Annotated in this window: 14 protein-coding genes; 12 read left to right on the top strand and 2 right to left on the bottom strand. The window is 67.6% G+C overall.

Translation table 11 applies throughout. The features are described 5' to 3' along the window. The first annotated feature begins 46 nt into the window (after positions 1-46). A complete protein-coding gene (locus tag AC1DEM_RS18980; RefSeq protein WP_476885833.1) occupies positions 47-790 on the top strand; it encodes a DUF3159 domain-containing protein in 744 nt (247 codons plus the stop codon). A 79-nt stretch (positions 791-869) separates the two neighbouring features. Here the strand turns inward: AC1DEM_RS18980 and AC1DEM_RS18975 are convergent, their stop codons facing one another. Both AC1DEM_RS18975 and AC1DEM_RS18970 read right to left on the bottom strand, forming a co-directional pair. Continuing rightward, positions 870-1613: a potassium channel family protein gene (locus AC1DEM_RS18975; RefSeq protein WP_476885832.1), complete on the bottom strand. Its 744-nt coding sequence runs from the start codon at positions 1611-1613 to the stop codon at positions 870-872. Continuing rightward, a complete protein-coding gene (locus tag AC1DEM_RS18970; RefSeq protein ID WP_476885831.1) occupies positions 1614-2285 on the bottom strand; it encodes a potassium channel family protein in 672 nt (223 codons plus the stop codon). A 154-nt stretch (positions 2286-2439) separates the two neighbouring features. Here AC1DEM_RS18970 and AC1DEM_RS18965 point away from each other — a divergent pair, with 154 nt between their 5' ends. The 11 genes from AC1DEM_RS18965 (at position 2440) to AC1DEM_RS18915 (ending at position 17473) form a co-directional block, all read left to right on the top strand. Then, entirely contained in the window at positions 2440-4416 is a 1977-nt protein-coding gene (locus AC1DEM_RS18965; RefSeq protein WP_476885830.1) for an APC family permease, read from the top strand. Then, positions 4413-5792 (top strand): class I SAM-dependent RNA methyltransferase, encoded by a 1380-nt coding sequence (locus AC1DEM_RS18960; RefSeq protein ID WP_476885829.1) that lies wholly within the window; start codon positions 4413-4415, stop codon positions 5790-5792. Before AC1DEM_RS18965 ends, AC1DEM_RS18960 begins: the two co-directional genes overlap by 4 nt. A gap of 190 nt (positions 5793-5982) precedes the next feature. Then, positions 5983-8796 carry an aconitate hydratase gene (locus AC1DEM_RS18955; RefSeq protein ID WP_476885828.1) on the top strand — a complete coding sequence of 938 codons (2814 nt, stop codon included), beginning with the start codon at positions 5983-5985 and terminating at the stop codon, positions 8794-8796. Between the two features lie 190 nt (positions 8797-8986). Then, a complete protein-coding gene (dxs, locus tag AC1DEM_RS18950; RefSeq protein ID WP_476885827.1) occupies positions 8987-10960 on the top strand; it encodes a 1-deoxy-D-xylulose-5-phosphate synthase in 1974 nt (657 codons plus the stop codon). A 75-nt stretch (positions 10961-11035) separates the two neighbouring features. Further along, positions 11036-11593, top strand: a complete 558-nt coding sequence (locus AC1DEM_RS18945) for a hypothetical protein (protein ID WP_476885826.1) — start codon at positions 11036-11038, stop codon at positions 11591-11593. A 68-nt stretch (positions 11594-11661) separates the two neighbouring features. Further along, the gene (locus AC1DEM_RS18940) at positions 11662-11880 is read left to right on the top strand and encodes a helix-hairpin-helix domain-containing protein (RefSeq protein WP_476885825.1); all 219 of its coding nucleotides are present in this window, start codon (positions 11662-11664) and stop codon (positions 11878-11880) included. Positions 11881-11963: 83 nt separating this feature from the next. Next, positions 11964-12941 (top strand): aldo/keto reductase, encoded by a 978-nt coding sequence (locus AC1DEM_RS18935; RefSeq protein ID WP_476885824.1) that lies wholly within the window; start codon positions 11964-11966, stop codon positions 12939-12941. Positions 12942-13027: 86 nt separating this feature from the next. Beyond that, positions 13028-14053 (top strand): nucleoside hydrolase, encoded by a 1026-nt coding sequence (locus tag AC1DEM_RS18930; protein WP_476885850.1) that lies wholly within the window; start codon positions 13028-13030, stop codon positions 14051-14053. A gap of 145 nt (positions 14054-14198) precedes the next feature. Beyond that, entirely contained in the window at positions 14199-15020 is an 822-nt protein-coding gene (locus AC1DEM_RS18925) for an ECF transporter S component (RefSeq protein ID WP_476885823.1), read from the top strand. A gap of 60 nt (positions 15021-15080) precedes the next feature. After that, positions 15081-15839: an energy-coupling factor transporter transmembrane component T gene (locus tag AC1DEM_RS18920; protein ID WP_476885849.1), complete on the top strand. Its 759-nt coding sequence runs from the start codon at positions 15081-15083 to the stop codon at positions 15837-15839. Continuing rightward, the gene (locus AC1DEM_RS18915; protein WP_476885822.1) at positions 15836-17473 is read left to right on the top strand and encodes an ABC transporter ATP-binding protein; all 1638 of its coding nucleotides are present in this window, start codon (positions 15836-15838) and stop codon (positions 17471-17473) included. Before AC1DEM_RS18920 ends, AC1DEM_RS18915 begins: the two co-directional genes overlap by 4 nt. The last annotated feature ends 20 nt before the right edge of the window (positions 17474-17493 follow it).

Raw genomic sequence — 17493 nt, 5'->3', positions numbered from 1 at the left:
CCCAGGCCAGCAGGAACCGCGGGAAACCACAGGCGGTAACCGGGACATGTCCCCACCTGTTGCTTCCCAGCCCTCCCAGCCCACGGTCGCCCGGCCCACAGTCTCGCAGCCAAGCGTCGCCCAACTTGCCGAAGACTATGCGGCCAAGGCCGGTCTGCACCGCTCAAGCAACGGCAACATCGACGTGCTCAAGAGCGCCGGCGGCATCCAGGGCATCGCCGAGAGCATCCTGCCGGGCCTCGTCTTCCTGATTGCCTTCACCATCGACAGGGAAAACCTGACCCTGGCCGTCATTGCTTCCCTGACGGTGGCCGCCGTCTTCACCGTGGCACGGCTGGTGCAGCGCAAGCCGCTGACACAGGCGCTGGCGGGGTTCATCGGCGTCGGACTCTCCGCATGGCTTGCCACCTCGACCGGCAAGGCAGAGAACTTCTACGTGCTGGGGTTCTTCACAAATGTCGGCTACATCCTGGCCATGTCCATCTCCGTGGCCGTGCGCTGGCCGATCGCCGGACTGCTCTTCGGCTTCATCCGCAACGAGGGCGTGGAATGGCGCAAGGACCCGAAGCGGGTCAGGGCCTACAGCGTCGGCACCTGGGTGATTGTTGCCGTGCTGGTCCTGCGGCTCGTGGTGCAGGTGCCCCTGTACTTCATGGGGGAGCAGGGCCTGGCCGCCCTCGCCACCACCCGGCTCATCATGGGCGCACCGCTCTACATCCTGGGGATCTGGATTGCCTGGCTGCTCACCCGGCCGGCCCCGGTGCCCGCCGGCGCAAAAGAGCCCAACTGACCCGGTGCTCTATCAGATATGGCCGTCCCCAGCTCTGGGAACGGCCATATCTGATAGAGCAACTGTGGAGCGGACGGCCCTAGCCGTCGAAGCCGTCGTCCCCGGCCGGCTGGGTGCCGTGGCCGTGCTGGTCCGAGGTCACCGGGTGCTGATCCTCGAGCGGGGATTCGGGTGCCAGCAAAGCGCGGAGTTCGTCCTCGGCCGCGATCGTGGTGACGAAGAACAGTTCGTCGCCGCCGTCGATCACGTCATCGCGGCTCGGCGTGATGGGCGCCTGGTCCCGTAGGATCGCCACGAGCGTGGAGTCCTCGGGCCACTCGACGTCGCCCACGGTCAGGCCGATCACGTGGGAGTCGTGCGGGACCGTGAACTCCACCAATGAGGACACCCCGGTCTGGAGCGTCAGGAGCCGGACAAGGTCACCGATTTCCACCGCTTCCTCCACCAGCGCGGTCATGAGCTGCGGGGTGTTAACCGCGACGTCGACGCCCCAGGAGTCGTCGAACATCCAGTCGTTCTTGGGGTTGTTGACCCGGCCGACGGTGCGCCCGACGCCGAATTCCGTCTTGGCCAGCAGCGAGACCACCAGGTTGACCTTGTCGTCACCGGTGGCGGAGACCACGACGTCGGCGTCCTCGAGTTTGGCGTCCTGCAGGGTGCTCAGCTCGCAGGCATCACCGACCAGCCAGTGCGCGCCGCGCAGGCCGCTGCGGCCGATTACTTCCGGCTTCTCGTCGATCAGCAGGATTTCGTGCTTGTGGGCCAGCAGCTCGCGGGCGATCGAGGAACCGACGCTTCCGGCACCGACGATGACGACTTTCACTCAGGACTCCTTGGCGGGGGATTTGGCGAGAACATGGCCGATCTCGGAGCTGCGGTCCACGTTCAGCATGGCGTGGACGGTGTCGCCGTCCTGATAGGACGTGCCGGCAGCGGGCAGCATGCCCTCGCCGAACCGGGTCAGATACGCGATCCGGATGCCGGCCGCCTTCTCGATCGAGGAGATCGGGTGCCCGATCCAGTCGGGGTTGAGGTCAACCTCGGCGAGGACCAGCCGGCCCGAGGGCTCCCGGTAGTCGCCGGCGATGTGCTGTTCGGGCAGGATGCGGCGCAGCACCTGGTCGGCGCTCCAGCGGACCGCGGCGACCGTGGGAATGCCTAGACGCTGGTAGATTTCGGCGCGGCCCGGGTCATAGATCCTGGCCACCACATGAGGAACGTGGAAGGTCTCCCGCGCCACCCGGGTGGCGAGGATGTTTGAGTTGTCGCCGCTGGAAACGGCGGCGAAGGCATAAGCTTCCTCGACGCCAGCCCGCTTCATCGTCTCGCGGTCAAACCCGACCCCGGTGACCTTCCGTCCGGAAAACCCTGTGCGGAGCCGCCGGAAGGCGCGGTCATCCTGGTCGATGATGGCCACCGAATGGCCGGCGTCCTCGAGCGTGTGTGCCAGGGTTGACCCAACTCGGCCACAACCCATGATCACGAAGTGCGCCACATGGGCCTCCTCTTGGTTCTGCGTCTGATACTGGGTAAAACTCTACCGGCCAGACGGCGTCGGGAGACCAAGGCCACGGGGCGCCGGGCAGCGTGCTTGCGGACGCCAACATCGCCGTCATGACATCGCGTCCGAATCAGACTAGTTTTGTCTGGTGCTGACAATTTTCAATGCCGTGAAGCGGGTGCTGGTAGGCAAGCCCTTCCGGAACGACCGTCTGGCCCACACGCTCTTGCCGAAGCGCATCGCGTTGCCCATTTTCGCCTCGGACGCCCTGTCTTCGGTGGCTTATGCCCCGGATGAAATCCTCCTGACCCTGGCCTTGGCCGGCGTGAGCGCGGTGGCCATCGCGCCGTGGGTGGGCCTCGCCGTCATAGTGGTGCTCCTGACCGTTGTGGCCTCCTACCGCCAGAACGTCCACGCCTACCCCTCCGGCGGCGGCGACTACGAGATCGCCAACGTCAACCTCGGCAAGTATGCAGGCCTCACCGTAGCCTCGGCGCTACTGGTTGACTATGTGCTGACCGTGGCCGTGTCCATGTCGTCGGCCGCGACGTACCTGACCACCGCCGTGCCCTCCCTGCACGGGAAGCAGGCAGCGATTGCCACGATCGGCGTCGTGATCCTGGCCCTCGTGAACCTGCGCGGCATCAGGGAGGCCGGCAGTGTCTTCGCCGTCCCGACCTACATCTTCATGGCCTCGATCCTCGGCATGACCGCCGTCGGTGTCTTCCAGGCCGTCACCGGCCAGCTGGGGCAGGCGCCGTCGGCAGCGTTCGAGATCGTGCCTGAGCCCGGCTTCGACGAAGGCCTCGTCGGGCTGGCCGGCGCGTTCCTGCTGCTGCGCGCTTTCTCCTCCGGCGCCGCGGCCCTGACGGGCGTCGAGGCCATCAGCAACGGTGTGCCCAACTTCCAGAAGCCCAAGAGCAAGAACGCGGCCACCACGCTGCTGCTGCTCGGCGTGATTGCTTCCGCCATGCTCGCCGGCATCATCTACCTGGCCAACGCCACCAAGGTGCACATCGTGCTGGATCCGGCCACGGAGTTCCTCCTGAACGGCAATCCGCTGCCAGAGGGGTATATCCAGAACCCGGCCATCAGCCAGATCGCGCAGACCGTCTTCGGTGCGGGCTCCATCCCTTTCTATATCGTGGTCGCCGCCACCGGTGTCATCCTGGTGTTCGCCTCCAACACGGCGTTCAATGGCTTCCCGGTGCTCGGCTCCATTCTGGCCCAGGACGGCTACCTGCCGCGCCAGCTGCGCACCCGTGGCGACCGGCTGGCCTTCAGCAACGGCGTCCTGGCTCTGGCCGCAGGCGCCCTCGTCCTGATCATCGCGTTCAACGCGGACGTCACGAAGCTCATCCAGCTCTACATCGTGGGCGTCTTCATCTCCTTCACGATGAGCCAGCTGGGCATGATCCGGCACTGGGGCCGGGAACTGAAACTGTCCAAGGAACCTGCCGTGCGGCTGCGCATCATCAAGTCCCGGACTATCAACACCCTGGGCTTCTGCATGACCGCCCTGGTTCTGGTCATCGTCTTGATCACCAAGTTCTCCCAGGGCGCCTGGATCGCGCTGCTGGCCATGTTCGTGCTGTTCCTGATCATGTGGAGCATCCGGGCACACTATGACAACGTGGCCAAGGAACTCGCCGTGGACGAGGACTCCTCGCCGCGCGCCCTGCCCACCCGCGTGCACGCCGTGCTGCTTGTCTCGCACGTGCGCAAACCGGTCCTGCGTGCCCTCGCCTACGCCCGCGCCTCCCGCCCGTCGCGGCTGGACGCCATCACCGTGGACATCAGCTCCGAGGAGACCGAGGCGGCTGTGGCGGACTGGGAAAAACTTGAAATCCCGGTACCCCTGACCGTGCTTGCCAGCCCGTTCCGCGAAACGGTGACACCGATCATGGAGTACATCAAGAACATGCGCCGGGATTCGCCCCGCGACCTGATCGTGGTTTACATCCCGGAGTACGTCGTGGGCAAATGGTGGGAGCAACTGGTCCACAACCAGACCGCGCTGCGCATCAAGACCCGGCTGCACTTCGAGCCTGGCGTCATGGTGTGCAGTGTGCCGTGGCAGCTGAAATCGTCCGAAGAAGCCCAGAAACTGCAGGATATCCAATGACCCCCGACACCCAGACGCCCACCCACACCGATCTCGTCGTCGACGTCGGGCCCGTCGCCCACGGCGGGCACTGCGTGGCCCGGCATGAAGGACGCGTCGTGTTCGTCCGGCACGGCATTCCCGGCGAAAAGGTCCGGGTCAGGCTCACCGACGACGGCCCCGCCGCCAAGTTCTGGCGGGCCGATGTGGTGGAGGTCCTGGAGCCCTCACCGGACCGCGTGCCGCACTTCTGGGACATCGCCGATTCCGCGCGCTCCTGGTCGCACCGGCATCCACCCGTCGGCGGCGCCGAACTCGGCCACATTTCACTGGCCCGGCAGCGCAGCCTCAAGGCCGACGTCCTGGCCGAACAGCTCAAGCGGCTGGCTGGCGTCGAACTTCGCCCCGACGTGGAAGCTGTCGGCCTGGCCGCCCACCACGGCACCACTGACGACGCGCCCGAGAGCGGCGCTGCCGTGTCCGGCCTGGGCTGGCGGACACGTGCCGGCTTCGCCGTGACACCGGCCGGCAAGCTGGGCATGCACGCCCACCGCTCCGATGCCATCCTGCCCGTGCGCGAAATGCCGCTGGCCGTGGCGGGCATCAACGCGCTCCGGCTCTGGGAAATCGACTTGCAGGGCATCGACCGCGTTGAGGTCGCCGCCCCGGCGAACGGGTCCAGGCCGCTGGTGCTGCTGGTCCCCGCCCCGGGCACCCGGTCCAAGCGGCTAAGCGGGATCCTGGCCCAGTTGCCGGACGACGTCTCGGTGGCCAGCTTGGACCCGGCCACCGGCGAGGTGCTGCAGCTGCGCGGCCGCACCTACGTCCAGGAGACCGCGGCGGGCCACGACTACCGGGTTACCGGCGACGGCTTCTGGCAGATCCACCGGGATGGCCCGGAGACGCTGGTCGGGGCCGTCACCAGTTTCCTGCACGACGGCGGCTTCCTCGCCCCGGGCTCGGTGGTGGCCGACCTGTACGCCGGTGCCGGGCTGTTCACGGCACCGCTGGCCGATGCCGTGGGCGTGACCGGGTCCGTGCTCTCGGTGGAGGGGGCGCCCGGTACCAGCCGTGACGCACGCAAGAACCTGCACGACGCCGCCCAGGTGGAGATCGTGCAGGGTCGCGTGGAACGGGTGCTGCGGCAGAAACCGCGCAACTTCGACGCCCTGATCCTGGACCCGCCGCGCGCCGGAGCCGGCAAGGCGGTAGTCAAACAGCTGATCGACGCCGGCCCGCGGGCCGTCGCGTATGTCTCCTGCGATCCGGCGTCGTTCGCCCGCGACCTCGGCTACTTCCGGCAGGGCGGCTGGGGGATGGCCGGGCTGCGTGCCTTCGACCTGTACCCGCACACCCATCACATGGAGACTGTGGCGTTACTGACTCCCCAACCGTGATGCCACTAGGATGGGCCTAGTAGTCCGTCGTCGCGCTCCATCTCCACTGGCGTATTAGCGGCCGTTCCCTGCGTTTCGTACCTGCATTGCGTACCACGATGTACTGATGCCTGTATTAGTTAGGCCGACCTAACTAGCAAGGGTCCTGCGGCGCGACAAAGATGAAACTGTTGCGAGAGGAGTCCTGCGAATGAGCATTGTGGACAGTTTCGGTTCAAAAGGCAAACTTAATGTAGCCGGAACCGAATATGAAATTTTCCGGTTGAACTCCGTCGAAGGTGCAGAAAACCTTCCGTTCAGCCTCAAGGTATTGCTTGAAAACCTGTTGAGGACCGAGGACGGTGCCAACATCACGGCCGACCACGTCCGTGCGCTGGCAGGCTGGGATCCCAGCGCCGAGCCCGACACTGAGATCCAGTTCACGCCGGCGCGTGTGATCATGCAGGACTTCACCGGCGTGCCCTGCATCGTCGACCTCGCCACCATGCGTGAGGCCGTCAAGGAGCTCGGGGGAGACCCCAAGCGGGTCAACCCGCTGGCACCGGCCGAAATGGTCATTGACCACTCGGTCCAGATTGACGCCTTCGGCAACTCCGGCGCACTGGAGCGCAACATGGAGATCGAATACCAGCGCAACGGTGAGCGTTACCAGTTCCTGCGCTGGGGCCAGACGGCATTCGATGACTTCAAGGTCGTCCCGCCGGGCACCGGCATCGTGCACCAGGTCAACATTGAGTACTTGGCCCGCACCGTCATGACCCGCGAAATTGACGGCGTTCTCCGCGCTTACCCGGACACCTGCGTCGGCACCGACTCGCACACCACCATGGTCAACGGCCTGGGCGTGCTGGGCTGGGGCGTCGGCGGCATCGAGGCCGAGGCTGCCATGCTCGGCCAGCCCGTCTCCATGCTCATCCCGCGCGTCGTGGGCTTCAAGCTCACCGGCTCCATCCCGGCCGGCGCCACCGCCACGGACGTCGTCCTGACCATCACCGAGCAGCTGCGCAAGCACGGTGTGGTCGGCAAGTTCGTCGAGTTCTACGGTGAAGGCGTTGCGGCTGTGCCGCTGGCCAACCGTGCAACTATCGGCAACATGAGCCCGGAGTTCGGCTCCACTGCCGCGATGTTCCCGATCGACGATGTCACACTCGACTACCTGCGCCTCACCGGCCGGTCCGACGAGAACGTCGCCCTCGTGGAGTCCTACGCGAAGGAACAGGGCCTCTGGCACGATCCCTCCCACGAGATCAAGTTCTCCGAGTACCTCGAGCTGGACCTGTCCACGGTTGTTCCGTCGATCTCCGGCCCGAAGCGCCCGCAGGACCGCATCATCCTCACCGAGTCCAAGGCCCAGTTCCGCGAGGACCTGCGCAACTACGTGAAGGAAGACCTGGCCGACGGAACCCTCGACGAAGCGATCGACGAAAGCTTCCCTGCTTCGGACTCGCCCTCGTTCACCGCCTCGGCGTCGCACCTCAGTGACGTGGCCCCGCACGCGCATGGCCCGAAGTCCAACGGCCGCCCGTCCAACACGGTCAGCGTCAAGACCGCGGACGGACGCGAGTTCGAGCTGGACCACGGCGCAGTGTCGATCGCCTCGATCACCTCCTGCACCAACACGTCCAACCCGTCCGTGATGCTGGCCGCCGCACTGCTGGCCCGCAACGCCGTCGACAAGGGCCTGACGTCCAAGCCGTGGGTCAAGACCTCGGTGGCGCCCGGTTCCAAGGTAGTCACCGACTACTACAACAAGTCGGGCCTGACCCCGTACCTGGAGAAGCTCGGCTTCTACATCGTGGGCTACGGGTGCGCCACCTGCATCGGCAACTCCGGTCCGCTCGACGCGGAGATCTCCGAGGCCATCCAGGCCAACGATCTCTCCGTCACCGCCGTGCTCTCCGGTAACCGCAACTTCGAAGGCCGGATCAACCCGGACGTGAAGATGAACTACCTGGCCTCCCCGCCGCTGGTCATCGCCTACGCCCTGGCCGGCTCCATGGACTTCGACTTCGACAACGACGCCCTGGGCCAGGACGAGGCCGGCAACGACGTCTTCCTGAAGGACATCTGGCCGAACCCGGTCGAGGTCCAGCAGGTCATCGATTCCTCGATCGACAAGGAAATGTTCGCCCGCGGCTACGAAGGCGTCTTTGAGGGTGACGATCGCTGGAAGGCGCTCGACACCCCCGCCGGCGACACTTTCGCCTGGGACGAGAAGTCCACGTACGTCCGTAAGCCCCCGTACTTCGAGGGTATGAAGGCCCAGCCGGAGCCGGTCCAGGACATCACCGGTGCGCGCGTGCTGCTCAAGCTCGGCGACTCCGTCACCACGGACCACATCTCCCCGGCCGGTTCCTTCAAGTCGGATACCCCCGCCGGCCAGTACCTGCTGGCCAATGGTGTGGAGCGCAAGGACTTCAACTCCTACGGCTCACGCCGTGGCAACCACGAGGTCATGATCCGCGGCACGTTCGCGAACATCCGCATCAAGAACCAGCTCCTGGACGGCGTGGAGGGCGGCTTCACCCGCGACTTCAGCCAGGCTGACGGCCCGCAGGCCTACGTCTACGACGCCGCCCAGAACTATCAGGCCGCCGGCACCCCGCTGGTGGTCCTGGCAGGCAAGGAGTACGGCTCCGGTTCGTCCCGTGACTGGGCTGCCAAGGGCACGGCGCTCCTGGGCGTCAAGGCTGTGGTGGCAGAGAGCTACGAGCGTATCCACCGCTCCAACCTGATTGGCATGGGCGTCCTGCCGCTGCAGTACCCGGCCGGCCAGAACGCTGCCAGCCTGGGCCTGACCGGCACGGAAACCTACGCAGTTGAGGGCGTCACCGCCCTGAACGACGGCACCACGCCGAAGACCCTCAAGGTCACAGCCACGGCCGAGGACGGCACCGTCACGTCCTTCGACGCCGTGCTGCGCATCGATACCCCGGGCGAGGCGGACTACTACCGCAACGGTGGCATCCTGCAGTACGTCCTGCGCCAGATCTCCGCGCACTAGGCGGAGCCGCCGGCAAGGTCCGGCAACGCATGCGAAGGCCCCGGCCGGTCACTGACCGGCCGGGGCCTTCGCGTTCCCGGTTCACGGACCGGTTCCGGGACACCGGGACGGGTGGGGCAGGGCTCCGGCGCGGCGGCCCGCCCGGAGGCGTTAGAGTTAAAAGGATGTCTACCACCCGAAGGAGGGGCCGTTGGGAATCTTGGACACCATCCGGAATCCGCAGGACCTGAATAAGTTGTCCGGGGCGCAGCTGGATCAGCTGGCAGCCGAGGTCAGGGATTTCCTGATCGGCAACGTCTCCCAGACGGGAGGGCACCTGGGCCCCAATCTCGGCGTCGTCGAGCTCACCATCGCGGTGCACCGGATCTTCGATTCCCCCCGCGACAGCATCGTCTTCGACACCGGTCACCAGTCCTACGTGCACAAGCTCCTCACCGGGCGGCAGGATTTCAGCACGCTCCGCCAGCAGGGCGGCCTCTCCGGCTACCCCGACCGCGCCGAATCCGAGCACGACATCGTCGAAAGCTCGCACGCGTCCTCGTCCCTGTCCTGGGCCGACGGCATCTCGCGCGCCCGGCAACTGACCGGCGACGGCGACCGCTTCGTCGTCGCGGTGGTGGGCGACGGCGCCCTGACTGGCGGCATGGCCTGGGAGGCCATCAACAACATCGCCGCGGACAAGAAACGTCGCGTCGTGATTGTGGTCAACGACAACGGCCGCTCCTACGCCGCGACAGTGGGCGGTTTCGCTGACTACCTCGCCTCCCTGCGCCCCACCATCGATTCCCTCCGCGCCGCCCCCTCCTACGAGGGCACGCTGGAGTGGTGGAAGCGCAAACTGCAGAACGGCGGCCCCGCGGGCCAGTTCACCTACAAGAGCCTGCACGCCATGAAGAAGGGCCTCAAGGACTGGTGGGCCCCGCAGGGCATGTTCGAGGACCTCGGCATGAAGTACATCGGTCCCGTCGATGGCCATGACCTCCAGGCCATGGAAAACGCGCTCTCCACGGCTAAAAACTACGCCGGCCCCGTGATCGTGCACGCCATGACGGAAAAGGGCCACGGCTACGCGCCGGCCCGCGCCCATGAGGCGGACCAGTTCCACGCCGTGGGGATCATCGATCCGGAGACCGGCGCACCCACCGAGGCTGGCGGCGCCAAATCCTGGACCGCCGTGTTCGCCGACGAGATCGCCGACATCGCCGACGAGCGCAAGGACATCGTTGGTATTACCGGGGCCATGCTGATTCCGGTTGGGCTGCACAAGTTCGCCGCCCGGCACCCGGAGCGCGTGTTCGACGTCGGCATCGCCGAGCAGCACGCCCTCACCTCAGCTGCCGGCATGGCGTTCGGGGGACTGCATCCGGTGGTCGCGGTCTACGCGACGTTCCTGAACCGTGCCTTCGACCAGTTGCTGATGGATGTGGCCCTGCACAAAGCCGGCGTCACGATCGTGCTGGACCGGGCCGGCGTCACCGGACCCGACGGCGCGAGCCACCACGGCATGTGGGACATGGCCATGGTCCAAATCGTCCCGGGGCTTCACCTCGCGGCACCGCGCGACGCCACCCGGCTGCGGGAGGAACTTCGCGAGGCCGTGGCCATCGAAAACGCCCCCAGCGTGCTCCGCTACTCCAAGGGCAGCGTCGGCGCCGAAGTCGAGGCGGTCGAACGCCTGGACGACGGCGTGGACGTGCTGGCCCGCCGGCCCGCGGGATCCAGCGAGAACGACGTCCTGATCGTCAGCGTGGGCGCCATGTCCGAGCTCGCGCTGGACGTCTCCAACCGGCTCGGGGCTCAGGGCATCAGTTCCACGGTGGTGGATCCCCGCTGGCTCCTCCCGGTCCGGCGGTCCATCATCGATCTCGCCGCACGCCACCGCCTCGTCATCTGCATCGAGGACGGTGTGCGGGCCGGCGGTGTCGGCTCCCGGATCCGCCAGGAGATGCGGGCCGCGGGTGTGGACACCGCCCTCAACGAGGTCGGGCTCCCGGTGGAGTTCCTCGATCACGGCACCCGCAACCAGGTGCTCGAACGCGTCGGGCTGACCGCACAGCAGATCACCCACGACGTCGTCGCCCAGGTCCTGGGCACCAAGGTGCCGTTTGCGCGCCCCTTGCCCGGCCAGGAACACCCCAGCACCGGCAGCCTGCCGCTGCTGTAGCCAGCACATCTTTGAGCAATACCCCGTCCTGCGCCGCTCTTTGGGCACCGGACGGTCCCAGGAAGGAACTGGCATATGAGTGGAATTATCCGGGTTTACAAGCGCGACGAAGAGGGCACCCTGCAGTTCAGGGAAGCCTGGTTTGATGAGGACTACAGCCAGTTCGTGATGAACCACGGCGTCGTCGGACATCAGAGCAGCACAGACGAGACCGACGTCGAAAACGCCGAAGCCGCCGAGCGCCTCATGGACGCGTTCGCCGTGCAGTGCGCCGAGGACGGGTACGCCGAAATCCCCGAGCAGGAACAGTTCTGGGTGGTGGCCCAATACGCGCTGAAGACCAAGGACGGGACCAGCCGGGACCGGTACCTCGAGGAAAAGGCCAAGGACGCCCTGATCAGCCACCTCGCCTGGCGTGGCCTGGGGATTGTGGACCGCAGCGAGTTTTCCGACGCTAAGCTCAATATCTTCTGCCTCACCCCGGACGTTAACAAGACGGTCGGCGCCATCAAGGTCTGTATCCGCGGCGAGGACCTGGACTTTACCAAGCTGAGCATTGGCGCCGCGCCGTTTGGCGAGGACACTTTTAAGCTCAAGCACTCACCGAAACCGGCCAACAGCTTCACGCTCTAGGCAACACCGGTAAGGAGCCGGGGGACGGCTCACATCAGTTTGGGGGAATCCGACTGGAAGGCAACGCAGTGACGCGAAAATCCTCTCGACCAGGCAGCACTCCACTCCCCGCAGGACTGGCGGCGCCCGCGCGCAAGTCACTTGCACACGCAGGGGTCGAAACCCTCGAACACCTCGTGCAGCTTGGCCGGCGCCGGCTTGCCGGAATGCCGGGCGTCTGCCCGCGCACCATGGCGCAACTCCAGGACGCCATGGACGAGCACGGGCTGGAACTGCCCGCAGGCTAGCTGCAGTCGCCGGCGGCAGGCTTGGACGGGACGCGCGGGCGGGCTTGGACGGGCCGCAGGCCGGGGCGATATAGGCTGAATCCATGACTGAATACCGCCGCGTAGGAAATTCCGGACTGTCCGTCTCGGTTGTGGGACTTGGCTGCAACAACCTGGGCCGTTCCGGGACCGTGACCGAATCGCAGGAAGGCACCGACGCCGTCGTCCATGCGGCCCTCGACGCCGGGATTACCTTCTTTGACGTCGCGGACACCTACGGCCGGGAGCCGGGCCTCAGCGAGACCATGCTCGGCAAAGCCCTGGGCGCCCGCCGCGGCGACGCGGTCATCGGCACCAAGTTCGGCATGGACATGCGCGGCGCCAATGGCGAGGACTTTGGGGCGCGCGGATCCCGCCGCTACATCATCAAGGCAGCGGAAGCCTCGCTGCGCCGGCTCGGCACGGACTGGATCGACCTCTACCAGTTCCACACCCCGGACCCGCTCACGCCCGTCGAGGAGACGCTCTCGGCCCTCGATGACCTCGTCACCAGCGGCAAGGTCCGCTACATCGGCCACTCCAACCGCGCCGGCTGGCAGATCGCCGAGGCCGAATACGTGGCCCGCGCCCGCGGGGGAGCCCGCTTCATCTCCAGCCAGAACCACTACAACCTGCTGGACCGCCGCGCCGAGCTCGAGGTAACACCCGCGGCCGAGGCTTACGGCCTGGGCGTCCTGCCGTACTTCCCGCTCGCCAACGGCCTGCTGACCGGCAAATACTCGGCAGGCAAGGCCCCTGAGGGATCCCGACTCAGCCACACCCGCACCAACCTGGTCCACGACGCCGACTGGGAGCAGTTGGGTGCCTTCGGCGAGTTCGCCGCCGCGCGGGGGCTCAACGAAGTCCAGGTGGCGTTCTCCTGGCTTGCCGCCCAGCCGTCCGTCAGCAGTGTCATCGCCGGTGCCACCACGCCGGAGCAGGTGCGCCAGAATGCCGCTGCCGTGGCCTGGATCCCCAGCCAGGCCGACCTGGCCGAGCTGAATGATCTCTTCCCGCGCACGCCCAAGGTGGCACTGTTCTGAACGAGCGGGCCCTGAACGGTCCGGCCCTGAACGGTCAGGCTGTGGGCGCCCCCGCGGCCGGCCCGGCCGTCACGCACTCGATCCTGATGGACGTCGACACCGGGATTGACGATGCCCTGGCGCTGGTCTATCTGCTGTCCAGGCCCGAGGTCCACCTCCAGGCAATCACGTGCACCGCCGGGAACGTCGGGGCCAGCCAGGTGGCGCTGAACAACCTGGCCCTGCTTCAGTTGTGCGGCCGCGAGGGCATCGAGGTGGCCACTGGCGCCGAAATCCCACTGGAGATCCCGCTGGTCACCACCGAGGAGACCCACGGGCCGCAGGGGATTGGCTACGCTGAGCTGCCGCCGCCGCGCCAGCAGATCTCGGCGCGGCACGCCGTCGACGTCTGGGTGGAGGAGGTGCGGGCGCACCCGGGCGAGATCACCGGGCTGATCACCGGCCCGCTGACCAACTTCGCCCTGGCCCTTCGCCGCGAGCCGGAGTTGCCCCGGCTGCTCAAGGGACTCGTCATCATGGGCGGCAGCTTCTACTACCAGGGCAACACGACCCCGACGGCCGAATGGAACACCTCGGTGGACCCGCATGCCGCCAAGGAGGTGTTTGCCGCCTACCGGGGGATGCCCGAGGACAAACTGCCGGTGCTGTGTGCCCTGGAAATGACCGAGCGCATCGAGATGCACCCGGAGCACCTGCGCCGCCTCGGCGAGGCCGCGGGTGCGGCGCCGGAACTCGTCCTCCCGGAGCAGCCCGAAGGCCAGCGCAGCCAGTCCCGCAACCCCCTCGTCGCGTGCCTCTCCGATGCACTGCGCTTCTATATGGAATTTCACCGGCTCTACGACCAGGGCTACGTGGCGCACGTGCACGACGCCTTCGCGGCCTGCGCGGCCGCGGGACGCACACCGTTCGCCACCCGGCTGGCCACTGTCGACGTCGAAACGGACTCCCCGCTGCTGATGGGCACCACAGTGGCCGACTACCGCGGGCTGTGGGGGATGCCGCCGAACGCGTGGATTGTCTCTGACAACAACCCCGAACACTGCTTCGACGAACTGATTTCCTCGGTCGGCGCCCTCGCCCGCGCTGTAGGCCCCAGTTCCTCGACGCCCTGACGCCGGGCATCTTTGTTCAGTCACGGCGGGGAGTTCCCGGGCGGGTCCGCAGATCGCCAGAAAGGGCAGCTGCTCGCTAGAATGGTAGCTGCGCCGAGGTGACATGAGGCGGAACTTGTTGCACCCAGCCAAAGGAACAACCCCCATGTCACAGCCAGCCCTCACCATCACTGCCCCTGGACAGGCGGCCGGCCGCAGGCGCCGCCTGCTCGAAATCGCAGGCGCGGCCTCCATCGCCGCCACGTACATCTTCCTGGTGCTGACCCAGCCCGCGGACATTGCTAACGGCCCGGCCAGTTTCTCGGCCCTCGTGGCCCTGGGCGGCTTCCTGCTCGGCGCGGTGCTGCTGCTTGTGGCAGTCCTGCCCGTTCTCCCCACTTCCACCGTTGTCCTCATCCCGGTGGCGCTGGTTCTGAACGTGGTCCTCGGACAGTTGATGGGCAGCACGGGCCTGCCGTTCTACATCGACGCGATCGGCACCGTCCTGATCGCTGTTCTCGCCGGCCCCGCAGCCGGTGCCGCCACGGGCGCGCTCAGCAGCATCGTCTGGTCCTTCTTCAACCCCACCGTCCTGCCCTTCGCCGCCGGCGCAGCCCTCATCGGTTTCCTCGCCGGCATGGCCGCCCGCGCCGGCTTGTTCCGCCGCTTCTACTTCGCGCCCATCGCCGGCTTCGTCACCGGCATCCTGGCCGGCGTCGTCTCCGCCCCGATCGCCGCGTTCGTCTTCGGCGGCACATCAGGCCTGGGCACGGGGGCGATCGTCAGCGCCTTCCGTGCCATGGGGGACACGCTCCTGGCCGCGATTACCAAACAGGCACTGATTTCCGATCCCATGGACAAAGCGATCGTCTTCGCGATCGCAGCGCTGCTCGCCTACGCCCTGCCCCGCCGCACCACCTTCCAGTTCCCCTTCGTGCGCCGCTACCGGGTGCTCGCCGGCAAGGCCCCGGCAGCGCCGGACGCCTGACTCCTCTGCTGTGACTGCTGTGACAGTGTGGTAGTGACACTCCGACCCCACGACCATGACATGAAACCGCCTCTCCACCCCTTCACCGCACTGTCCGCTGCCGCCTGCGCCGCCGTCGTCGCAACGGCGGCCGCGTACTGGCCGCTGTCTGTCGCCGTGGCCCTCGCCGCGGTGCTCCTCGCGGTGCGCCGTGGAGTGGCAGGGCGAGTCCTGCCCGCCGCGGCGGTGATCCTGACGCCCCTGTGCCTGTCCCTGCTGGTGCTGCACGGCTTGTTCTTCCCCGAAGGCCAGACCGTGCTCGCCCAGTGGGGGCCGGCCAGGGTCACGGCCGAGGGCCTTGGCTTCGCGCTGGAACTCGGAACCCGGACCACCGCCTGCGTCCTGGTTTTCCTGCTCTTTTCCTTCACCGTCAGCGTTCCCGACCTCGTCTCCGCCCTCGCCGGGCGGAGGATCCCGCCGCAGTTCGGCTTCGTCCTGGCCTCCACCCTCACCCTCCTGCCCGCCGTCGCGGTCCGCCTGGACCGGATCCGGCAGGCGCAGGAAACGCGCGGGATGGTGGTCCGGCGCGGCTTGTTGTCGCGGCTCGGTGCCCTCCGCCTGCAGATGGTGCCGCTGGTCCTGGCCCTGATCGACGACGCCGGCAGCCGCGCCCAGGCGCTCGACGCCCGCGGCTTCGGCACTCCGGGACCCCGCACCAGTTACCGCGAAGTCGGCGACCCGCCCGCCCAGCGCCGCTTCCGGGCTGCCGCCCTGCTGTTCGCGGCAGCCGCCGTCGCGGCGCGGATTGTGGCCTCCTGGCCTGCCGGAGTGCCGTCATGACGGCGACCACCCGGACCGCGCTGCAGATCCGGATCGAGGCGTTCACGTTCCACGGCGAGAACACCCCGGTGCTCAGCGGAATGGCGGTCTCGGTCGCGCCGGGCTCCCTGACCGCCGTCCTGGGCGGCTCAGGGAGCGGAAAATCCACACTGGGCAAACTCATGGCCGGCTGGCTCCGCGCCGGTCACGCCGGAGAATTCCGCGGCAGCCTGGAGCTCGGCGACACTCTGCTGGAATTCCACGGCACGCCCGACGATCCCCGGATCAACCCCGCCGAATGGTCCCGGCGCGTGGCGTTCGTCCCGCAGGACGCGGCCGCGATGCTCTCCTCCGTGCGCGCCACGGTCGCCGAAGAACTCGCCTTCGGCTTGGAAAACCGTGCGACGCAGCGCGATGACATGCTCCGCGCGGTGGAACGCACCGCCGCGCGCACGGGACTCTCGGACCTGCTGGACCGGGATCCGGCCACGCTCTCCGGAGGAGAGCTGCGAAGGCTCGCCATGGGCTGCGCCGTCATCACGGAACCGGACATACTCATCCTGGACGAGCCGCTGGCATCGCTGGACGCGGCCGGAGCCGCGCAGGTTGAGGAGCTGATCCGCAGCCTCAGCGGCGCCGGGACCGGCGTCGTCCTGCTGAGCCAGGCGGCGGACCGCCTCGCCGCCGAAGCGACGCACTGGATAGTGCTCGACGGCGGGACGGTCACCGCTGCGGGAACGTCGGCGCAGCTGGCCGGCTCGGCCGAGCTGCAGCGGGCCGGGGTGATTGGTGTTAGCTGCCCCGGCGCTGCTGGGCCGAGCGTTGGTGGCTCTTCTGCAACTGGTCCCGGCGCTGCTGGGCCGAGCGTTGGTGGCCCTGCTGCAACTGCCCCCGGCGCTATTCTGCTCAGCCTCGCTGCCGGAGCCCGTGGTCCCGGTCGGGTTCCTGTCCCGGCGCCCGGCCCCGGGCCGGCATCGCTGGAATTGCGCGGGGTAGGGTTCGGCTACGGCGCGGACCCGCGGCGTCGAGGCGCCCCCGACCCCGCGCGGGCCCGGATCCTCCGGGACGTGGACTTGGCCGTGAATCCGGGCGAGATCATTGCCGTGACCGGGCCCAACGGCGCGGGCAAATCGACACTGCTGCGCCACTTCAACGGACTTCTGCGGCCCTCGGAGGGGGATGTGCGGGTCTGCGGGCGCAGCATTACCGGCGTGCCGGTGGGAACCGTCGCGGCCTCCATGGGCCTGTTGTTCCAGCACCCCCGGGACCAGCTGTTCGAACGGACTGTCCTGCGGGAGGCAGCGTTCGGACTCCGGCAGCTGTTCGGGAAAGCCGATGCCGAGGGCAAGGCCCGGGCGGCGCTGGCCGCGGTGGGACTCTCCGGCACGGAGGCCGCCCACCCGGCCGAACTCTCTGCCTCCCGGCAGCGCCTCCTCGCCCTGGCCACGGTCCTGGCCCGCGAACCGGCGGTGTTGGCCCTGGACGAGCCCAGCGTGGGCCTGGACCGGCACGGACTCGCGGCGCTGCAGTCCGCCGTCGCCCGCGCCGCCGAAACGGGCACCGCCGTCGTCATGGTCACCCATGACCTGGCCTACGCCCGGCTGAACGCGCACCGGGTCCTGGAACTCAGGGACGGCCGGCTGAGCAGGATCTAACTCCGGACGCGCGGCACCGG

The sequence above is a fragment of the Arthrobacter sp. 05T420 genome (assembly GCF_056396305.1).
The sequence above is the reverse complement of the archived record's forward strand: the minus strand, read 5'-3'. Positions and strand labels throughout refer to the sequence as shown.